Source organism: Oligosphaera ethanolica (assembly GCF_030814695.1).
Taxonomy (GTDB): domain Bacteria; phylum Verrucomicrobiota; class Lentisphaeria; order Oligosphaerales; family Oligosphaeraceae; genus Oligosphaera; species Oligosphaera ethanolica.
The window spans coordinates 5328644-5349326 of the sequence record NZ_JAUSVL010000001.1 but is presented as its reverse complement, the minus strand read 5'-3'; the positions used below and the strand labels follow the sequence as shown (position 1 = coordinate 5349326).

General features: G+C 61.0%; 12 protein-coding genes. 5 read left to right on the top strand and 7 right to left on the bottom strand.

Annotated features, from left to right (window positions below; translation table 11 throughout):
- Positions 1–1275 carry an ABC transporter permease gene (locus J3R75_RS18470; RefSeq protein WP_307264862.1) on the top strand — a complete coding sequence of 425 codons (1275 nt, stop codon included), beginning with the start codon at positions 1–3 and terminating at the stop codon, positions 1273–1275.
- A gap of 228 nt (positions 1276–1503) precedes the next feature.
- Here J3R75_RS18470 and J3R75_RS18465 read toward each other — a convergent pair whose 3' ends face one another.
- From J3R75_RS18465 to J3R75_RS18450, 4 genes are all read right to left on the bottom strand, one after another.
- Entirely contained in the window at positions 1504–4089 is a 2586-nt protein-coding gene (locus tag J3R75_RS18465; protein WP_307264859.1) for an alginate lyase family protein, read from the bottom strand.
- 72 nt (positions 4090–4161) lie between these two features.
- Positions 4162–5568, bottom strand: coding sequence for a cysteine--tRNA ligase (gene cysS / locus J3R75_RS18460; protein WP_307264857.1), 1407 nt, complete (start codon positions 5566–5568; stop codon positions 4162–4164).
- A gap of 55 nt (positions 5569–5623) precedes the next feature.
- Entirely contained in the window at positions 5624–6433 is an 810-nt protein-coding gene (locus J3R75_RS18455) for an alpha/beta hydrolase (protein ID WP_307264854.1), read from the bottom strand.
- Between the two features lie 164 nt (positions 6434–6597).
- Entirely contained in the window at positions 6598–8022 is a 1425-nt protein-coding gene (locus tag J3R75_RS18450) for a metallophosphoesterase family protein (protein ID WP_307264852.1), read from the bottom strand.
- Between the two features lie 945 nt (positions 8023–8967).
- On the opposite strand from J3R75_RS18450, the gene J3R75_RS18445 reads away from it, so the two are divergent.
- Entirely contained in the window at positions 8968–9693 is a 726-nt protein-coding gene (locus tag J3R75_RS18445; protein WP_307264849.1) for a prepilin-type N-terminal cleavage/methylation domain-containing protein, read from the top strand.
- A 30-nt stretch (positions 9694–9723) separates the two neighbouring features.
- Here J3R75_RS18445 and J3R75_RS18440 read toward each other — a convergent pair whose 3' ends face one another.
- The gene (locus J3R75_RS18440) at positions 9724–10023 is read right to left on the bottom strand and encodes a hypothetical protein (RefSeq protein WP_307264846.1); all 300 of its coding nucleotides are present in this window, start codon (positions 10021–10023) and stop codon (positions 9724–9726) included.
- Positions 10024–10695: 672 nt separating this feature from the next.
- Here J3R75_RS18440 and J3R75_RS18435 point away from each other — a divergent pair.
- Positions 10696–11277, top strand: a complete 582-nt coding sequence (locus J3R75_RS18435; protein WP_307264843.1) for a transcription termination/antitermination NusG family protein — start codon at positions 10696–10698, stop codon at positions 11275–11277.
- A 128-nt stretch (positions 11278–11405) separates the two neighbouring features.
- On the top strand, positions 11406–12221 hold the full coding sequence (locus tag J3R75_RS18430) for a YdcF family protein (protein ID WP_307264841.1): 816 nt from the start codon (positions 11406–11408) through the stop codon (positions 12219–12221).
- A 64-nt stretch (positions 12222–12285) separates the two neighbouring features.
- Here J3R75_RS18430 and J3R75_RS18425 read toward each other — a convergent pair whose 3' ends face one another.
- On the bottom strand, positions 12286–14817 hold the full coding sequence (locus J3R75_RS18425) for a GH116 family glycosyl-hydrolase (protein WP_307264837.1): 2532 nt from the start codon (positions 14815–14817) through the stop codon (positions 12286–12288).
- Between the two features lie 121 nt (positions 14818–14938).
- Between J3R75_RS18425 and J3R75_RS18420 the strand changes: the two genes are divergently transcribed.
- Positions 14939–15283 (top strand): hypothetical protein, encoded by a 345-nt coding sequence (locus tag J3R75_RS18420; RefSeq protein WP_307264834.1) that lies wholly within the window; start codon positions 14939–14941, stop codon positions 15281–15283.
- Here J3R75_RS18420 and J3R75_RS18415 read toward each other — a convergent pair.
- Positions 15264–20588: an SdrD B-like domain-containing protein gene (locus J3R75_RS18415; protein WP_307264831.1), complete on the bottom strand. Its 5325-nt coding sequence runs from the start codon at positions 20586–20588 to the stop codon at positions 15264–15266. The two genes, J3R75_RS18420 and J3R75_RS18415, sit on opposite strands and share 20 nt — an antisense overlap.
- Positions 20589–20683: the final 95 nt, after the last annotated feature.

Here is a 20683-nt window from a genome sequence, read left to right as displayed (position 1 = left end):
ATGAAGCTATCACCGGGGCGATTTTATCGCGATGTGCAGCTGGGTATCAAGAACCTCATGCTGCACAAGCTGCGTTCGTGTCTGACCATGTTGGGCTTGGTCTTCGGCGTGGGCAGCGTGATTGCCATGCTGGCTGTTGGTGAGGGCGCCAGTGCTGAAGCGCTGGAACAAATCCGCCGCCTGGGCAGCCGCAATATCATCATCACTGCGCAAAAGCCCGCTGACGAGCAGGACGCGGCCAATGTGCGGGTGCGCATCAGCATCTACGGACTGCTCTATGAGGACGAGCAACGGCTCAGCGAGACTATCCCGACGGTTTCGCGCATTGTGCCGGTGAAGATGGTACAGAAAAGCGCGCGCATGGGCAAGCGTACGTTGGAGATGCGCATCGTCGGCACCAACCATGTGTGGTTCGACCTGGTTCAGCGGCCAAAAATCGCCGGTCGTTTGCTGGAACGGCGGGACATTGATGAGCGCAGCAATGTCGCCGTGCTTACCGAACATGGCGCGCGGCGACTCATGGCAACCGAAGCAGTCATTGGCGAGAGCCTGCGCATCGGCTCGAATTACTACGAGATTATTGGTATTGTGCGCAGTGAGGGTGCCAGCGAGGGTGCCATGCAAACGCCTGATCAGCAGACCGATGCGTATATTCCATTTACCGCCGCTCGCGATCACTTTGGCGACTTCTTTACCCAAAACAAGGCCGGCACCAACATTCGCGAGCTGGTGGAATTGCACCAGCTGATCGTTGAAGTTGATAAGGAAGAGCACGTCGAGGCTACGGCGGCAGCCATTGAGCGGATGCTGGGGATGTTCCACAAGAAAAAAGACTACGGCATCAGCGTGCCCCTGGCGTTACTGCGGCAGGCAGAGGCGACCAAACGCACCTTTAATATCGTCCTTGGTGCGATTGCCGGCATCAGTCTGCTGGTTGGCGGTATCGGCATCATGAATATCATGCTGGCCAGTGTGACCGAACGCACCCGGGAAATCGGCATCCGCAGGGCCATTGGTGCCAAGCAACGGCAAATTATCGCACAATTCCTGATTGAGACTGTCGTTTTATCCTTTACGGGGGGCTTGGTGGGCATCGGCGTCGGACTCTTCATCCCCTGGGTGATCACGCTGGTCGCCGGCATGCCGACGATGGTCAGCATGTACAGCCTGGTGCTCTCGCTGGGCATCAGTGTCACCGTGGGTATGGTCTTCGGGATCTACCCGGCGATGAGAGCTGCCAGACTCGACCCCATCGAGGCGCTGCGACACGAGTAGAAGATAAAGTGGAACCGGTGGACCGGGTGGACCGGGTGGACCGGGTGGACCGGGTGGACCGGGTGGACCGGGTGGACCGGGTGGACCGGGTGGACCGGGTGGACCGGGTGGACCGGGTGGACCGGGTGGACCGGGTGGACCGGGTGGACCGGGTGGACGCCAAGGGCCGAGGAGCACGACTATGGCGGGCGTTTCACCCAGGGCGGCGCGTGCTTTCAGTGCGCATGCTTATTGCACGACGGCGGTTTTGGCGAGAGCGCCGTTGGCGTCGAAGGTCTTGACGCTGACGGCGCTGATGGCGTCTTTGCCGATGGTGACGGTGGCGACGATTTTGCGGCCGTCGTTGAGAGTGATGCTGCAGCTGTTGTTCGCCTGGTCGAATTCGATGGCGGCAACGGGTGATTTTTCATTGGCTCGCAGAGGGTAGAGCAGCCATGGTTCGAGCCACTGGCCAGTAGCCTGGCGGTGGTAGATGGGCGTAGGCACGGGTGCGACGTCTTCGTCGCGGGTGGAGTTGGCTACCCATCCTTGCACCTCGGGTTCGGTCTGGCCCTTGATGACGTCCACTGCGAGGCCCTCACGGCGCAGGGGCACAATCACCAGATTGGCTAGGTCGGGATCGGCGCCGACGACAGCGAGGGACTCGTCGTCCAGGGTGGCGTCCTGGTTATTGAGGTGAAAGACCGTGTCATAGCGGTGGTCGCCGTCGTCGGTCGGGGTGAAGAGGTCCCACACCAGCCAGCATTCGGGTTTGAGGAAGAGCACGGCGCGGTAGTGGGTGACGGTCTGGTCATTTTGCGGGCCAAAGCCCTCGTTGTACCAGCCCTCGGCAAAATCAAAGAGGTCATTCGTGAGCCAGCGGTTAGTCATGGGTTCGGTGCTCAGATAGGTCTCGCGCTTGCTGCGGCGATGCTGCTCCATGTTATCGACCATGACAAGGTTGTGGGCGCGGGCGGAGAGCACGTAGCGGCGCCAGGCTGAGCTGTCGTAGGCGTAGATGCCGCCCTCGGTGAGAAGTCGCCGGCCGTAGGCCGACGCGATCATGGACAGTTTGTCTTCGTGTTGGTGGCCGGCGCCGAAGGGGCCGACTTCGAAGTGCATGTACAGATCGTCGGCTTCCCAGCCGCTGCGCATGATGGCCCAGCCGGCATAAGGCATCCAGTGGGATGTGAAGGCCGGCGCAGTGCCTTGGCTGCCACTGGTGGCCAGGTACTGGAAATCTGTGCGTTCGGGAAAGTGCGAGAAGCCGTTGGCCAGGGATCCCCGGACGTTGCCCCAGCCGGCATCGTTGAGGGCCGGCATGCGCCCGTCAGGCATCATGATGTACATGTAGTAGGCGTACTGCCGTTCCATGCGCTGCATGTAGTCGCCGGGCAACTCTATGTTGTTGTGTTTGGCGATGTTATAGGTTCCCAGGAAGTTAATCAGGCTGACGCCGTGGTAGCCGGTGGCCAGTTCGACTTGCGCACCGTCCGGATAGACCTGCAGTTCCATTTCTTCATAGAGCCGTCCGGATGAATAGCTCTGCCATTCGGCGGCTTCGCGGAATTCGGGAAAGAGCACACTAGTGTGGAAGAGGCCGTTCATTTCCATGGCCAGCCAGTTGTTGCCGGTTGGGTGGGCGCGCAGATGGCGCGCGTGCTCACAGAAGGACTTAAGCATGGTGATGACCGCGTCGTCGGTGAAGACCGGCGAACCCAGCATGCGGAAAAAGCATTCCGGCCAGACGCCGCCCGTCCGGATGCCGGCCTCGATAGTCCGCCAGCGTGAGCCGCCCCCGTTCCCCGAGCTGTTCACGGGCACCGGGTTGTCCTCGACCCATGCCGTCATCTGCGCGACAAATTCCTGGCCGTAGATTTCCTTGCCGGTTTGCCAGTAGGCGTCGACCAGCGTCCGCCAGAAGGGATGGCGGCTGAGCTGCCAGGTCCACTCTTTGTACTGGATTTTGGTGGGGTTGATGGACCAGTCAATGCGCTCGCCAAACTGATGCGCCACGCCGCAGCTGCTCAGCAGGTGGGCGACGACCTTGTCGGCGGCACTGGTGTTGTAGGATGCGGGGCGCTGATCCTCTGCTGGCCGGTCGGCCCAGCTGCGGTAGTGGCGCGGACTCTGTCGCGCCTCATAGTAGCGCACCAGCGCGGCGCGGGCGGCCGCGTAGTCGGCGACGACAACGGCGGTTTTGACGGCTTCCAAGCCGGGGCGGTCAAGGTCCAGCGCTGCGAAGAAATCCTCGTCGTTCAGGCGCGGGCCTTTGAGCGGCGGCAGATAGACCAGTTGGATGTTGCTGATGCGGACCACGGCCTCGGCATGGGGCGTGTTGCCCCAGCCATCAGCGTTCAAGCGGAAGCTGGTGATTTTGTCGAAGCCTAGCGGAGAGCGGGTCTTGCCCAAGCCTTTTAGGTGCAGCTGATAGTGCCGCCAGCCCGTGAAATCCAGCGTGATGTTGGCGCTGTAGTAGTCCGGGCCCGGCTCGTTGGGGTCTTCGGAGCCGATGTAAATAAGGAATCTGCTGCCGGTGGCCTTTTCGCTGTGCAGCCAGAAGTCCAGGGCGTTCTGCTCGCCGGTCCAGTCCGTTGGGTAACCACGAAAATCCAGTGCCGCGCTGTCGGCATGCGCCCAGCGGATGGACGACTGTTCACCTTCGGCGACGATGTCACGGTCCTGGCTGCCGCCGCGCCATTGTTCTGGTTTTTCCGCGCTGATCAGCAGGCGCGGCGGGATTGTCGGCGCAACAGCGGCCGGTCCTGCCGGCTGGGCATAGAGTGAAAGGGCGCTGAGGGCCAGCAGGCCGAGGCAGTGGCTGGGGCGTATCATCAGAATTTCTCCTTGGCTTGACACGGGCCGGCTGGCCGGTGATGCTTAGCGTGATGGCAAGACGCTGTCGCGCTATTTGCGTTTGACGCGTGGGCCTTTCGGGGTGTCCTCGACGACCCAGCCGAGGCTGTCGAGCTCTTTGCGGAGCGCGTCGGCGGTGGCGAAGTCCTTGGCTTTGCGGGCGGCCTGGCGGGCGTCGGCCTTGGCTTGGATCTCTGCGGGGACGTCGTCACTGGCGTCGGGCGTGCAGACGGCCAGGACGCTATCAAAGCGCTCCAGCAGCGCGCGGGCGTCCCGAGCGGCGGCGCCGGCGCATTTGCCGTCGTCCATAAGGCGGTTGAGATCGCGGATATAATCGAAGAGGGCGGCCAGGGCCATAGAGATGTTCAGGTCGTCGGCCAGGCCGGCCTGGAAGCCGGCGTCGGCGGTGGCCAGGGGCGCCTTGACATCGTCACAGCCACTGTCGGGGGCATTGCTGAGCTCGTCCAGGCGCGTGCGGAATGCGTCGATGCGCTGGAGGGCGGTGCGGGCTTCTTCGAGTGCCTTGAACGAGAAGTTGAGCGACTGGCGGTAGTGCGTGCCGATGAGCACCCAGCGGATTTCGCGGCCACTGTAGCCCTTGTCCAGCAGGTCCCTGAGGGTGAAGAAATTGCCGAGGGACTTGGACATTTTCTGGCCCTCGACCATAAGGTGCGCGCAATGCAGCCAGTAATTGACAAAGCGGCAGCCGTTGGCGGCTTCACTTTGGGCAATCTCGTCCTCGTGGTGCGGGAACATATTGTCAATGCCGCCGCAGTGGATATCGAAGGTTTTGCCGAGGTACTTGCTGCTCATGGCTGAGCATTCGAGGTGCCAGCCGGGGCGGCCTTTGCCCCAGGGGCTGTCCCAGCAGACATCGCCGTCTTCGCTGTCGTAGGCTTTCCAGAGGGCGAAGTCGGCGACGGATTCTTTGGCGTATTCGTCGAGCTTGACGCGGGTGCCGGAGCGCATCTGCTCGTGGTCGATGTGGACGAGCTGGCCGTACTTGGGCCATTTGGCGATGGAGAAGTACACGGACTTGTCCTCGGCCTGGTAGGCAATGCCCTTGTCAAAGAGCACAGTGATGATGTCGATCATCTCCTGGATGTGCTCGGTGGCGGCGGGATATGCGTCAGCCGGGATGATGCGCAGCACGGCGATGTCTTGGAAGAACGCGTCCTTGAATTTTCGGGTGAAATCATTGAGAGGCAGTCCTGCGGCCTGTGAGCCGCGGATGGTCTTGTCGTCCACATCGGTAAGATTCATGATGTGTTTGACCTTGTAGCCGTGGTAGAGCAGGGCGCGTTTGAGAAGGTCTTCGAAGATGTAGGCGCGGAAGTTGCCGATGTGCGCGTAGTTGTACACAGTCGGTCCGCAGGTGTAGAGGCCTACTTCCTGTTCCTTGATGGGCTTGAATACCTGCTCGGAATGGGTCAGGGTGTTGTAGAAAGACAGAGGCATGGGCGGTAAGACCTTATGTGACTGCTGCTGGGAGGGTGCAGGTGTGGTGATTGGCTCAGAAGCCGATGCTCTTGAGCCAGTTGCCACAGAGACTGGGCCACTGACCGACGCTGGGGTTGTTGCTGGCCAGGCCGAGGCCGTGGGGGCCGTGGGGGAAGACGTGGAGCGCGAAGGGGACTTTGTTGATGCGTAGAGCGGTGGCAAACAGCAGGCTGTTTTCCACGGGCACGCCGCCATCGTCCGCCGTGTGCCAGAGGAAAGTCGGCGGGGTTTCCGGGGTGACGCGTTTTTCGAGGCTGAGGTAGTCCTGCATGGCTGGATCGACCTGGCCGTCCTTGTCCTTGAGGAGATTGCGCATGGAGCCGTCGTGGCGTTTTTCGCCAAAGGTGATGACGGGGTAGCAGGCGATCAGGGCGTCGGGGCGGGAGCTTTCGCGGTCGACGGGATCGTCGTCGTTGAGGTTGCTGGCCGCGAAAATGGTCGCGGCGGTGGTGGCGCAATGGCCGCCGGCGCTGAAGCCGAGGATGCCGATGTGCTTGGGATCGATGCTCCAGTCGCCGGCTTTGGCGCGCAACAGGCGGATGGCGCGGCGGGCGTCGTCGGCCGGAACAGGATAACGATAGGGTGACACGCGGTACTGCACGACTGCGCCGGCAATGCCAATGCTGTTCAGCCAGAGAGCGATGGGCTCGCCTTCATGTGCGGCCTTGGCGCCGTAGCCGCCACCGGGACAGATGACCACGCAGGAGAAGGGACCATCGCCCTCGGGGACATACAGGGTCAGGTCGGGCTTGTCGGCGACGGCGTCGCCCATGGCGCCGGGGGCGCCGTCACGCCAGAGCAGAACAGTCATTTTCTTTGCCATGCGGGAGTCCTTTGCGTGTGTGGATGGACAGAAGAACAGGCTTGCTGCGAGCAAGACCAGAGTGATTGTTAATGCAGCCGATAAAAGTAATGGTCTTTTGGCTCGGCGCAAGGACTTGACGAGGGGGCTAGGCATGATTATCGAGTTCCGGTCCAGAGGTGATTTCATGGCAGAGGCACGTAGGTGAAACGCTTGACGGTCATGGCGTCGGGGACATCGACGATGCGGCCGTCAGGAAAGATGTCGCAACGGTCGAAGACGGCGCCTTGTTCGTCGCGGGAGGTGACGCTGAGCGTGTCGGCGCTGACGGCGACGCTGATGCAGGACGTGTCGAGGGTGCCGGGGCCGCCGGGGCCGTCGGTGGTGATGACGGGAAAGACGTAGTCGTTGCCGCTGAAGAGCTTGCGGTGTGGCGCGACGAAGGCGTAAAGGTCGTTGCTGCAGGGGATGCTGCGGGTGTACACGTGGGTGTGTCCGGCCAGCCAGAGATGAATGCGATGGCGCGGTTCCAGGCCTTTGAACTGCTCGCCGATGATTAGCTCAAGATTTTGCACCATGAATTTGCCACCGTGGGTATAGGGCGCCGAGTGACACAACACGATACGGTACTTGGCATTGAGAAACTCCTTGCGGGTGACGACCTCGGCCAGCCAGTCGCGCTGCTCGGCCATGTAGGTTGCCTCGCTTGCGTTGTTGCCGCTGAAATGATGCGTCAGCGCTGCCGCGGGGCGGTCTTCGCCGGAGTCCATGACGATGTAGTAGGCGTCACCGCAGCGGAAGCTGAAGAAGCTGCTGCCGGTGGGTGCGGGCAGAAAATCGCCCCAGCGCGGCGCGTCCACGCCGCGCCATTCGTGATTGCCGCGCACAAAGAGCCATGGCTGCGTCGTTGCGCCAAGGCCAACGGCGTGGTTGAGGACACCGGCGACATAATCACGTTCGAAGACGTTGATCTCATTCAAGGCGTCGCCAAGGAGGACATTGAAGCGACTCTGGGCCATGGCGCCCCGCTCGTGGTAACTGGTCAGTATCCGCTTGCGCATATCGTTGCTGAATTGCAGGTCGGCGGTGAGGGAAAAGACATAGTCATCGGCGGCAGCGCCGAAGGCCGTGAAGTGGAAACGGTCGGCGGCGATAATCGTCAGCTGCGGATCGCGAAAGGCTGGCTCTTTGGGAAAATTCCGGTCGTGGAATTGTTTTGCGGCTGGGTTGACCAGCACAATCCGGTACTCGTAGGTTTCGCCTGGCGTGAGGTCCTGCAGGCGGATGAGGTGCTGCGGGTACTGATTTTGGAGCTGGCCGCCACGGCTGTGCCAGACGCGCTGCCAGTCGTCTTCCGAACTGCGCCGGCGATAGTCCACACCAGCGCCGACCCGGCCGCCGCCAGTGACAAAACCGACGCTCACCGCGCCGACATCTGGATAGGTCAACCACGGGCCGTGCTCAAGCCACGCTAGCGGAGTCGGCTGCTGGGCAGGTGCGGGGAGATGGGTAGGAGCTGGAGCCGGCGGTTGCTGGGATAGCAGCAGCAGGGGCAGGAAAAGCAACGACAAACACAAGGCGACGGCACGACGACAAAACGAGATTCTCATGATCTTTCCTCTTTTACCTGAGCGTAATATGGAAGGACGGGAAACCGACATAGACTACAGCACCGACACAAAAGGACAAATGCGTAAAAGGACAAAAGGACGAAAAACGCGACTGCTCGTGACTACGCGGTGGCTGGGGCGGACACATTGGTCCAACCCTCGCTTCGCGGCCAGGGATATCGTTGGCGCGCTAGGCTTCGTCTGCTGGCCTCATGCGACGGCGCGGGCTAAAAGCCCGCACCACGGCCGGGAGACGGGCGCGCCTAGGGCCGCCTGTTGCTCTACCGCTCAATTATCAATGACTCCAATGTTACATGACCGGATAACCTCGGACAAATCACGTCGTCAGGTCGGCCAAGTACGGCCCGGAGGGCCGTACCATGCATAGCCCCGGATGAGGCGCCCGGAGGGCGCCGCAACCCGGGGTGTGACAGCAACTCCTATGAAACCCGTTGCCGTATAGGTCGGCGGAAATCAAGGTCGAATGGTTGGGCGGCGACTAGCCGTGGGTTTCCTGCAAATTGTCCCCGGTGTTTTCCCCACCAAGATAGTTACTTACCGATTACGTCTCGCGGCCGTGGAGTGGGCGTCTCGCCCACTCCGACAAGACGGCTCATTAAACCGTCCTCGTCATCCACGCCGATCGTACCCGGCCCGTCTCCGCCGCCCGCACGAGCCGCTGCTACTCTGGGCCCGCTATGACTTCGCAGCCGTAAAGGTCGGCGGAAATCAAGGTCGAATGGTTGGGCGGCGGTTGGCCGTGGGTTTCCTGCAAATTGTCCCCGGTGTTTTCTCCACCGGGGTGGTTACTGATCGATTGCTGTATATCAATAATTCTTATTGTTTTTCTGATATCAGGGGGTATTTTAAAAAATATTATAATGTTAATTGCAATAAATGACTTTCTCAGGTTTACCTAAATTACACCATGAAAGGATCTATCTGATGATCATGTGTCATGACAGAAATCGTTCACGCCAGCGTTTTTTTACTTTGATTGAATTACTGGTAGTAATTGCAATTATTGCGATATTAGCGGCGATGTTGTTGCCGGCGTTGGCTAAGGCCCGTGCCCGTGCGCGCAATATCAGTTGTGCGTCAAATCTCAAGCAGGTGGCCTTGGGCGGTGTGATGTATGCCAATGACAACAGCGACATCCTTGCTCGCGCCGTGCAGGTCATCAATGGCAGCGACTGGCAGAAACCCTACTGGGGCGATCTGCTGATTTCCTACGTTGGCGACGACAAGGCTTTCCAGTGTCCCGGTGGTCTCCTGAAGATGAATAAGCGCAGCGACGGCACCTTTATTCGCTATAATGACAGCGACCGCGGTACGGCCATGGTCGGCTACTCCTACGGCATCAACCAGTGGCGCAGCTCCGGCAGCATTTATGGCCCCGGTGGCTATGCCATGTCAGAGATCACCATGTCCTCGGGTGTTGCCTACATCATGGATGCGGCGGGTGCCTCGCCCAGCGAAATCAACGCTGGCGTTTGGTCAATGGCAGAAGTCCGCGGGCAGCTTTTCGCAAGCTCTCAAAACCCTATGCACAACAGCGACTTGGCTGTGAATTGCGCTTTTGTCGATGGCCATGTCGAAAACGTCAAATACCAGAACTTCTACGCAGACTCGCCTGATCAATGCGCTTTCCATTACAAGCGCACGAAATAACGCCGTAACGCCAGCTTCGTTAGGCCGCCATCATGCCTTTGCCGGCATGAGGCGGCCTTTAATTTGCCTTGATTTGAGCATGGCGTTTGGGGTAAAATAACGGGTGTAGGCGTAGGGCATGTTGGGTCGCTTCCCTTTGGCGGCCGTAATTAGTAATCGGTCAGTAACCACCCCGGTGGGGAAAACACCGGGGACAATTTGCAGGAAACCCACGGCCAGTCGCCGCCCAGTCATTACACATGGGTGGCTAACCAGGCAGCGGGTTTCATAGGAGCAATGCTCTTCACATAGCATGCGGCAATCGCCGGCCATGAGTTGATTGGTAACCATGCACAAGATCATTCGCCGAGGTTTTGAGCACCGAAGGTGCGCCCTAAGATAGCCCAGGGCAAGCGCCCGCGCGCGTCGCCCTGGGTAAGGTGCCCCATCCCAAAAGAGCCCTGAAGGGGCGGCCTAAAAGACCTGCGACGAAGGGTCACAGCGCAAAATTGCCGCAGCAATCAATGAGTTCCATTGCCTCTTTGGCTCCAGTCAGCTTCGCCGACTGAAGCCAAAGAGGCTGAGGAACACGGACCAATATGGCGCGCTACCCAGGGCGGCGCGCGCCTTCGGCGCCGCTTGCCCTGGGCTGGTATGTTTCGCGCTTTCAGCGCTTCTGCCGCTTCGCGGCCAGGGATACCGGTGGCGCGCTAGGCTTCGCCTGCTGGCCTCTTGCGCCGGCGCGGGCTAAAAGCCCGCACCACGGCTGGAAGACGGGCGCGCCTAGGGCCGCCTGTTGCTCTACCGCTCAAATATCAATGGCTGACCGATAACCGTAGTTATGAGCATAGACGGTCCTTGTGGTTTGCATGAGCCTGTGCAGCCAATACATTAGCGGCTTGGCACGAGCGAAGGAGGCTCAGGCGCGTTTCACCAGGGCGGTGCCGGGGTAGTACGGCCTGCTGGCCAATGCGGGGTGGTTTCCTCAAGACAAGTGACGACAAGCTGAAAGAGACTGTTTGCATGGATGACGAGAAGGTATTTGCCACCGAGATTGATTTTGACGACATTGCGCCGGGCCGGCGCTGGCTGCCCATCTACACTCAGCCCCTGCATGAGCGGCGTTTGCGCGATTATCTCCTGGAGAAGAGCATTCCCGTGTATCTGCCGATGGTACGCAAGGCCCGCTACAAGAATGTCCGCAGCAACAAGCAGACCTATAGCTATTTACAGGAGGTGTTGCGGCCGATGTTTTCGGGCTATGCCTTTGCTTGTCTGAGTTTTGATGAGGAACTTGTCGCCTGGCGCTCGCGGTCCATCGTGCGGGTGCTGAAGACCGACTTGAGCGATCCGGGCTTGCTGGTGTCCGAACTCAAAACGATCCGGCAGATTGAAATACACAGCCAGGAACAGCCGTTCGAGGTGCTCACGGAACTTAAGCCGGGCCGGCGCGTCACGATCGCCTCGGGGCCATGGAATGGCATCGAAGGCGTGGTCGAAAAGCGGGAGAAAAAGACGGTATTCGTGGTCAACCTTGATATCATGGGCCAGGCCGTCGCGACCGAAATCGACATCGCTACCACCAAGCTCATCGAAATGAACTAGCGCGACGAAGGCGTTTTTATCCGCAGAGGGCTTTTATATCCGCAGCTGACGCAGATTAGCGCAGATTTTTTGGTGGCGGCAGGTCTTGCCGCTTTGTCAGAAGTTCTTTTCCCAAGCGGGAGTCGTCCATGCATTTCTGGTGGTTTTGGGCTCGGAAGATGCTATCGCGGGTTGTTTTTCCGGTGCCGGTGGTTTTGGAGCTGATAGTGTTGTCTTTTGTGCTGCAGCACTTCAAGCGGACGCGTCGCGCGGGCCGTATTGTGTTGTGGGTGGCGGTGGCTTTGCTAGTGTTGCTGTCCCTGCCTATTTGCAGCAACTGGGCTTTTGCGCGTCTGGAACGGCAGTGCCCGCCGTTGACCGAGGCGCGCATCAGCGACCTCTTGCGCGAGGATGAAACAGCCACCGTGAATATCGCCGTTGCGGGCAGCGGGTTCTATCTTCGTGAGGGCTTGGCCGCCGCGGAGGGCGTGGTGCCTGACGCCGACTTGGTGCACGGCTTGAACGAGCCTTTCCTGCTGCGCTTGCAGGAGGCCGGACGAATCGCCAGCCTGGTGGAGCGCCATGGTGGCCGCTGCCGGTTACTGGTGGCGTCTTTTTCGACTGCCAGCACGGCGGAACGCCAGCGCGCCTTTGCGGCCTATTTCAGTGTCTTTGGGATTGCGCCGGAAGACGTCGTGCTCATTGACGGCGCTTTCAATTCCAAGCGGGAAGTCGAGCGTTTTGGCGAAAATGGGCGGCGTTTTGTCATGGTGTCGTCTGCGGCGCACATGCCGCGGCTCATGGGTTTTGCGCGTCGCCGAGGGCTTGACGCCATTGCGGCGCCGGCGGGCTATCGCTGTCGGCCGGGGAACGCCGTGAGCAGTGTTGACTTCATTCCATCGGCTGAGGGGCTGTATAACGTTCGCATCCTCACCTACGAGTTGCTTGGCCGCCTGGAACGCTGACACGTCGGGCAAGTGCCCAAGAGGGGCGCCGTGGCGCGCGATCAGCCGGCAGTGGCCGTTGTGCTTAGAACTGACAGCGGACGCTGTCGCCGTCGAGCAGGTCCAAGGGAAGTGCGGCCGGGAGGCCATTGCTGCTGAGTGCTTTGACGGGGCGGTCCAGTTCGATGGCCGTGAGGTGGAGCGATCCAGCCATGACGCTGATGATGGCGTTGTCCTTGTTTTGGGTGTAGCTGCCCCAGGTGTCGCCGAGCGACCAGAAGCAGGTGAAGGGTGGTGGCAGAACAGGGTGGAAGCCGATGATGCCGGCGGCGCGGTCGAAACGGAAGCCGCTGTAGCTGAGAAGCAGGCCGTAACTGGCCATGCTGCGGGCGTAGTTGTTGCCGCACTCGATTTCGTTCCAGGGGTTGCGTTTGCGGCCGTCGTAGCGGTCGCGCACGGCTTGGACCACGCGGAGGCCCTCGTTGAGCATGCCGCAGCCAATCATGTGTGCGGCGGCGGCGTATTCAAAGCCATCCATGGTTTCGGACGCGTAAGGCAGGGGAATGACGGGTCGTTCCGTGCCTTCGGGCCAGGTGCAGATGATCAGACCGGCCTCGTCATTGAGCGAGTAAATGCGCCATTGGTTGGCGTGGTCGCGCATGCAGGCACGGAAATTGTGGCGGAAGAGGGCCGCGAGTGCCTGGCGATTGCGCTCGGGGGCGAATATCTGGCCGATGCCGTAGATGCTGGCGTACCACTGGGCGAGCTGCATGTCGATTTCGCAGCCGTCGCCGATCTGGTATTTGAGTTGTGCGTGTTCGTCGTCCCAGTAATGCGCGGCGTGCTGATAGCGGCTGAGGACGGCGCGGTCGCGGATGTCGATGCGCTGCTGGTAGTAATCGCCGTTGAAGAGATGGTCTTCGGTCCACTTTTGGCCCTTGGCGAAGAGATCGCGGCATTGCGTGGCGAAATCATTGTCGCCGACGGCGTCGGCCATTTGGGCGGCAGCGAGGAGTGCGCCGAGGTAGTGCCCCTGCAGCCAGGCGTTGGGGCCGAAGAGCTCCATGTCGAGCGTGTGGTGCTGGCGGCCGCTGATGACGCCGGACTGCTCCGGGTCCCACTGATCGGGATTGTGCTCGCTCCACGCATATTCGATGGTCTTGCGGATGGTCGGGTACCAGGTTTTGAGCCACGCGTCATCGCCAGAGATTTTCCAGTCGCGGAAGGCCTTCATGACATCGCCCATCTGGCCGTCGACGCAGGGCCGCATCCACTCGCGCGTGGCGTGTATGCCCAGGGGCAGCACCAGGCGGAAGTGACTGCCGCCGACCTCATCGACGCTGTGGCGCCAGTGCGCTTCGCGCATGGACCGCTCCAGTTTTGGGAAGAGGAATGCCAGCGCCTGCTGGTAGTTCCAGACGTGTGCACAGGAGCCCTCGCAGGAGCCCCAGGCCGTGCCGACGCCTTCCCAGCCGTAGAAGCTGCCGTCTTCCAAGCGCAGGCAAGTGGGGCTTTTGAGGATAGACAGATTGGCCGAGATGGCGTCCAGTACGGCTGCCGGCAGGGACGAGGCGAAGAGTGCGTCGTGGAAACGCCTGGTGGCGCTGTGCAGATCCCTGTAGTTGTCCATGGCGTAACGGCAGGACGCGACGGCGTCGGGCCATACCGTGGCATACCAATTGCGCCAGCGATTTTCGACGCCATTGGCTGCGCAGAGCGCGTCGATATCCTTGCGCCAGTCATTTTTGCGGTTGGGCACGTGCCAGGTGATCACGAAGCGCACGCTGCGGCGGGTGCCGGGGGCAATGGTGACGTGGCTGGCGATCAGCGCGCTGTCGGTACCGCTGGCGGGGTGATCGTCGTAAACGCGGTTCCGGAAACGGCCGGGCGTGTTGAGGTCCTGCCAGTAGCTTTCGACGCGGTCGCGCCAGCCACCGCGATAGAGGTACTGCTGATAGGACAGTGTGGCGGGATCTTCGAGGCAGCCGAGGGCGAGTTCGCCGTAGTTGAAATCGTCGGGCTCCAGGCCGCTGCAGCAGTGCATGAGGCCATCGCGCCAATGATTGCGGGCAGCGCTGCTCCCCCAGGGGTTTTGGATGACGCCGATGACGCGTGCATCAACGGGCTCGCTGCTCGTATTGGCGATCTCCACGCTGAAAAATGCCGCTGGCAGCGACGAATCCTGGTCATTGCCGGGGATCAAGACCGTCCAGGCATTGAGGGCGACGCGCAAGGGGAAATCTTCGCCGCCGAAGTCGATGCGAGCGAAGGGGAACTGGCCGTGGAATTCGTGGTGGCGGAAATGGGGCAGGCCGCAGAGCGAATCGGCGTCGGGGCCCCAGCCGAAGCCGCGGTAGCTGTTGTCGTCGCCGCGGCGGTAGACGCCGCTGTAGTTGTGTTCGGGGACATCGCCGTGGAGGATGCGGCAGGCCGTGACCTGGTCGGATTTTTCGCAGCTGACGGCGAAGTGGCTCAAGCCGTTGCTGCTGCCTTTATTGGCGCGATTGAATATCTCCCAATCGACCAGCTGGCCATTGCCGGCCAGGCCGATGCAACCCGAGCCGATGCCGCCAAGAGGAAAGGAGATTTGGGACGAATGATCTTTGTCGTACTTCATGCCGGTGGTCCTTTTAACCGCAGAATATGCAGAGTTTTTCTTATCCGCAGATGCTGCAGATTAACGCAGCTTTTTTTTGGGGGGGCTTGACGTTTTTTCTGCGGAACCTGCGGATCGACAGGTGTTATTTGTCGTCGCTAGAGGATTTTTTTATCCACAGATTACGCAGATTAACGCAGATTTTTTTTGGGGGGGGCTCTTTTTTATCCGCAGATTCTGCATAATAACGCAGATTGGTGCGGGTTTCTTTGGCGGCATGTCTTGCCGCTGCGCGTCAAGCCACGCCGCCGGTAGGAAGGCAAGGAAGATTTTTTCTCACGCGAAGGCGCGAAGGCGCGAAGAAGAAGGCAAGGAAGATTTTTTCTCACGCGAAGGCGCGAAGAAGACAGGGAAGATGGCGGCATGTCTTGCCGCTGCGCGTCAAGCCACGCCGCCGGCAGGGATGTTTATTTTTCGTCGATTTTGAGTTTTAGTTTGAGGTATATGCCTTTGCCGTGGTAGCTTTCGCCGGTGAGGTCGGAGTCGAAGGCATCGAAAGAGTATCCGGCGCCGCACCAGAGGTTTTTGACGACGCGGTAGCCGATTTCGGCGAAGCCGCCGTGGCTGATGGCATTGACATCGTGGCTATTGAGGACGCGGTAGCCGACGCCGGCGTCCCAGCGGCTGGTGATATCCCAGGAGATGCGGGCGGCGACGAGGTCGGTGTAGCTGTTCTGGGTGTCAGCGATGAGTTTGCCGGCGTATTTGGTGGCGACCTGGACGGATTGGGTTAGTTGGTAGATCAGTTCGATGGACGCGATATAGCTGTCTTGGTCGGTGGTAAAGGCGTTGGTATCGTCGGTCTCATGTTTGTATTCGAATTTGCTGATGGCGTTGAAGCGGTTGTGCTTGGCGGGTCGGTAAGCGAAGCCGGTGAGGTATCGCGAGGTAACGCGGCAGCCCTCGTCTTTGAAGTCATCGCGGAAGTAGCGGACGCGGTTGAGCCAGGTGAGATCGTGGTGGAGCTTGGTGGCGGCGCCGAGTTCGCCGAGGATTGAGGTTTCGTCGGTGGCATCGCGGTATTCGGCGCGGGAGGTGATTTTGATGGCGTCGTTGGGATTGTAGGCGAGGCTGCCGGCGACGGCGAAGGCGTCGGGTTGGTTTGAGCGTTCCTTGCCGCTGGTGGTGCTGGCGTTTTCGGCGCTGATGTTGCCGGAGAGTTCATCGCTGAGGCGCCAGGTATTGCGCAGGCCGATGCACTGCTGGATGCCGGCGCCGTCTTTGCCATCGGCGACGCGGTATTCATTATAGGCGGTGGTATTTTTGGTGACATCGGCTTCGGCGCCGAAGACCAGGCGCGATTCGGAGCGGTCGGCGTAATCGGCCCATTCCTGCTTGACGTAGAGCGAGGTTGTTTTCAGGAAGCGGTAGCGGAGACCGACCTGGCTGATATTGTTGTCGTCATAGCGCAGTTCTTGGCGGTGGCTGCCCATGAGGGACAGATTTTTCCACAGTTGGGTTTCGGCGCTGACGGTCAAAGCGAGGGAGTCCTGGACGGTTTCGTCACTGATATCAAAGGACGAGCGGTCCACGGATTGGAAGGGGCGGTTCTGCTGGATGGCAATCGGGCCGTCGCTGGAGTTTTCATAGCTCAGGTCCATGCCCAGTTGAGTTTGGCGGATTTTCTTTTCGACGCCGACGGCGCTCTTTTGGTAGAAGTGGTCGTTGATGTTGTCGCGTTCGTCGAGGACTTGTGCCTTGAAGGCGGTTTGGTCGTCGAGGTCGTAGCGGGCGTCGATGCCGACTTCGCGGCGGCCGCCCTGGGTGTTGGTGGCTGAGTCGTTGCTGAAGTCATCGCCGGTATTTTTGATGTAAGGGCGGAGGAAGAGCCCGTCGATCGGCCGGCTTTCGATTTCGGCGAGCCAGGCGGAGTCTTTACGGGCGATCTGCTGGTTGTTGGTATCGAAGAGAGAGTCAGACCAGGCGATTTCGGATTTGAAGACGCTGTTGGCGGGCAGTTTGACGCTCATGTCGGCGCCGTAGAGGGACTCGTTGTGGGTGTCATTTTCCTCGACGACGGCGGTGAGGCCGAGTGTGATGGCCTTGGTGGCGGCAAAGGTCGCGCGGCTGCCGTAGGTGTAGTTTTCCTTGGCGGCGGCGGCGGTTTCGTAGGTCACGACGATGTAGATGGGGTTGAGGTCGCTGTCGTGGCTGGGGATGGGGCTTTTGAAGAGGATAGTGCCGTCGTCGTAATCCATCTCGTAGTCCGTGCTGCGGGCCTTGCTTTCGGTTTTGACGATGACGCTGGGGCGGTGGCGTTCGCGGGTTTCAATGACGATGCGTTCGCTGCCATCGACGACGTCGCCGTGGGTCAGGCGGTAGAGACCGGAGAGGCCGCGGCCGGGAATGGTGTCGACGACCTGAATTTGGTCGGAGTGGGCGACGAAGGTGGCGACTTTCAGGCGCTCGCTATCGACATTGGCTTTGAGGCCGGTGAAGGTGCGGTTGTAGCGGGCGAGAGTGGTGTCGGAAAAATCGGTTTCGAAGTCGCCGTAGAGGACACTGGAGCGGCCGCGATCGAGTCGCAGGTAGAGTTTGTCGCGGGATTGGGCGTCGTTGCCCTGGCGGCTTTCGTCGCCAAGGACGGGGTAGTTGTCTTCGGCATCGGCGTCATTGATGTTTTCATCGAAGAAGTCGTCTTGTTTGGGCTTGTGGGTATCGTAGGCGGCGGTGAGAAGAGTCTTGTCGCCGATTTTGCCTTTGGCGAAGAAGGCGGTGCGGCCGCCGGCGTAAAGCCCGTCGTCAAGCCAGTCGTTGCTGTTGTTGCGCGGTCCGAAGAAGTTCTTGCTGCTGCTGCCCTGGCCGAGGGTGAGTTCGCCGACACCGACGAAGATCATGTCGCTAAGTTGTGGCGCGAAGAAGATTTCTTTTTTATCTTCGACGGCATCGAACTGGGCGGTGATGGTGACATCGCCGCTGACGCGTGGAGCGCGGAGGGTGAAGGTCGCCTGGCCGTCCTTGAGGGGAAGTTGCATCCCGGCTTCGGCGGGTGCGGCGTCTTTGTCGATGATATCGCCGGCGCTGGCGTCGATGGTGATGCTGCCTTGGGCGGGGATGGTCATGCCTTTGCTGTCGAGGACGGTGATGCGGATAGGCAGCAGCGTGGCGCCGTCGGCGCTGACGCCGTCTTTTTCCGGCGTGATGGCGAGCTTAGCGGTTTTGCCGGGGCAGCGGACGCTGAGGCGCTGGTTGCCGCGGACATTGCCGAAGCCGTCTAGCATATCGACGCTGATGACATTGTCTGCGCCGCGCTGGAGATCGACGCCGATGTATTCGAGGAGCATGACCCGGTTTTTGGGGTTGGTGATCCTGCGGCCGATGCGCTTTTCCGGGATGACCTGGCCGTTGACGCTGAGGACGACAGTGACGCCCTGGGGAGCCTTTACCAGCACGTTCGTGTGGCTGGCGGCGATGACGCTGTCGGCTGCGGGGCTGAGGATGGCCAGGCCGGAGCTCATGTTTTCAATCTGCTCTTCCAGGCTGAGTGGCGCGGGCGCGGGCGACGGCGCTCGCGGCGAGGTGTTTTCGGCTGGCGTGGCAGTCGGCGTGGCTTTGTCGGCGGCGGTTTTTTCGGCGATGCCGCTGACGGCGAAGTCGGCCTGGTAGAGCATACCCGGCATGGTGATATCGACGATTTGCGAGGAGTTGCTGCCCATGAAGGCGTTTTTGGGGTTGCGGACGGCGGCGTCTGGTCCGAGTGGCTTGAGGACGGCGCGGAGGACGTGGGTGCCGGGGGCGACGTGGCCAAAGGAGAATTTGCCAGCGGGGTCGGTAACGGCCCAGCGGCCGGTTTCCATGTAGATAGTGACATCTGGGATGCCGGCTTCGTCTTCGTCCTGCTGGCCATTTTGGTTCTGGTCGTGGAAGACCTTGCCGATGATGGTGGACTGGCTGGTAAAGACGCCGGCGTTGATTTGGATATCGCAGGTGGCGGTGACGGAGGTGGTCATGCCGGCGCTGCCGCTGCCCTGGGCGAAAGTGCGGTTGGTGGCCTTGCCAATTTTCACGGTGGGGCCGATGACGACCTTGAAGCGCAGTTCGACGCTGTCGCCCTCGGCCATATCGCCTATGGGCCAGCGGAGGGCGCGGCCCGTGCCGATGGCGGGGTCGTCGGCTTTTTCGCGTGCGGCGGCCTTATCGCCGTCGGCGGTATTTTTGCGGCTGATGCGGCTGCTTTTGGCGAGGTACTCCATGCCTTTGGGCAGGGTGTCGGTGACGATGACATCGCGGCTGGGGCCGCCGCTGGCGTTGACGGTGAGGCGGTATTCGACGATATCGCCGATGCTGGCGCTGGCGGTGTTGACTTCCTTGGTCATCGTGAGCTGACCGGCTGGTGGGTCCAGCGGCAGGTCAATGACGACGATGTCATTGGTCATGGTGAAGACTTCGGCGCGGCTGCCGGTGTGGACCTGGCCGTTGGGCTTGGGGTTTTTGCTGGCGTAGCTAAGTCCGGTGCCAGCAGTATCGACCCAGATACGGTAGGAGCCGTTGCTGACCAGCGGCCAGTCGTAGCGGCCCTTGCTATCCGGGCTCAGAAGCAGGGGATTGTCTTTGATGGTTGCGGTGTCGGGCAAGACGGCCTTGTCGCTATCCGCAGGCAGTGTGCCGGGAGCGGGGAGGCTGGCGCTGTCCTTGAGGAGCCAGACGGCGACATTGGTGATGGGCAGGCCGCTGACAGAGTCATAAACCTTGCCGCTCAGGCCGCTGTTTTCGCCGATGACGGTTGCGACAACGGTGTTTGAGGGCAGTGCCGGCGTGTTGTCATCGTGGACTTGGGCGCTGGCGGTGATGGTCTGCTGGTGGACGGCATTGGGTGATATCGTCACTGTGAAGGTGAGGGTGGAGGTGGCGCCGGCGGCGAGATCGCCCAGGGGCCAGCTGAGGGCGCTGCCGTCAAAGGTGGCGTTGCTGCTGGCGGAGCCGGCGAGGTAGCTGCTGAAGTCAGGAATGGGCGCGGTGACCACGGCATTGGCGGCGGGAGCGGTGCCGGTGTTGCTGACGGTGACGGTATAGACGATGGCGCTGCCGGGGGTGCCGGTGCTTGTGTCGGCCTCAATGCTGATGCCGAGTTGGGCGCTGCCGCTGACCGTGGTGGCGACGGTCGCCGTGAGGGCTTGCACGAGGCTGCTGCAGCGCAGGGTAGCGGTATTGGGGATGATGGCGCCGGAGAAGATGGCAGTGGGGTCGCCGGGCGGATAATCGGCGGGGGTGCGGACGCGGGTGGTGACGCTGCGGATGCCGCTTTCGCCCGGGGCGAGGTCGCCTAGGGTCCAGGTGATGCTGCCGCCGCCGCTATTGCCGTTGCGGGTTGTGGTGCTGAAGACGCCGTTGTCGCTGGCGCTGACGAAGGTGACGTAGTCGGAGAGTTCGTCGGTGAGGGTCACGGCGATGGCCGGCGCGCTGCCGACGTTCTGGTATTCGATGGTGTAGATGAGCGGCCCGCCCATAGTGACGGGTTCGGAGGCGACTAGGCGGACAATGCGCAGGGCCGGGGCACCGGTGACGGTGGTGCTGACGCTGGCGCTGGCCTGGCCAAGAAGGGTGCCGGCTAGGTTGGAGTAGGTGACATTGACAGTGTTGACGATCTCGTGGCCGGCGGGGGCGCTGGCAGCGAACGCCGTCAATCGCGCCAGCAGGCAGACGGCAAGACAGAGCCGGCGCCAAGCGCTGGCCTGGCTACGACGCGGTCCCCGTCGGGGAGTGCTGCTGGTGATTGACGGCGTGCTGAACATTGCTATGAGGCGTTACCTAAATTGCTTCTGGAGCGTATGAAAAAAGAAAGTTGGCGGCTGGCCCGCCCGTGACGGGCTGTCCCGGGCGGGCCGCC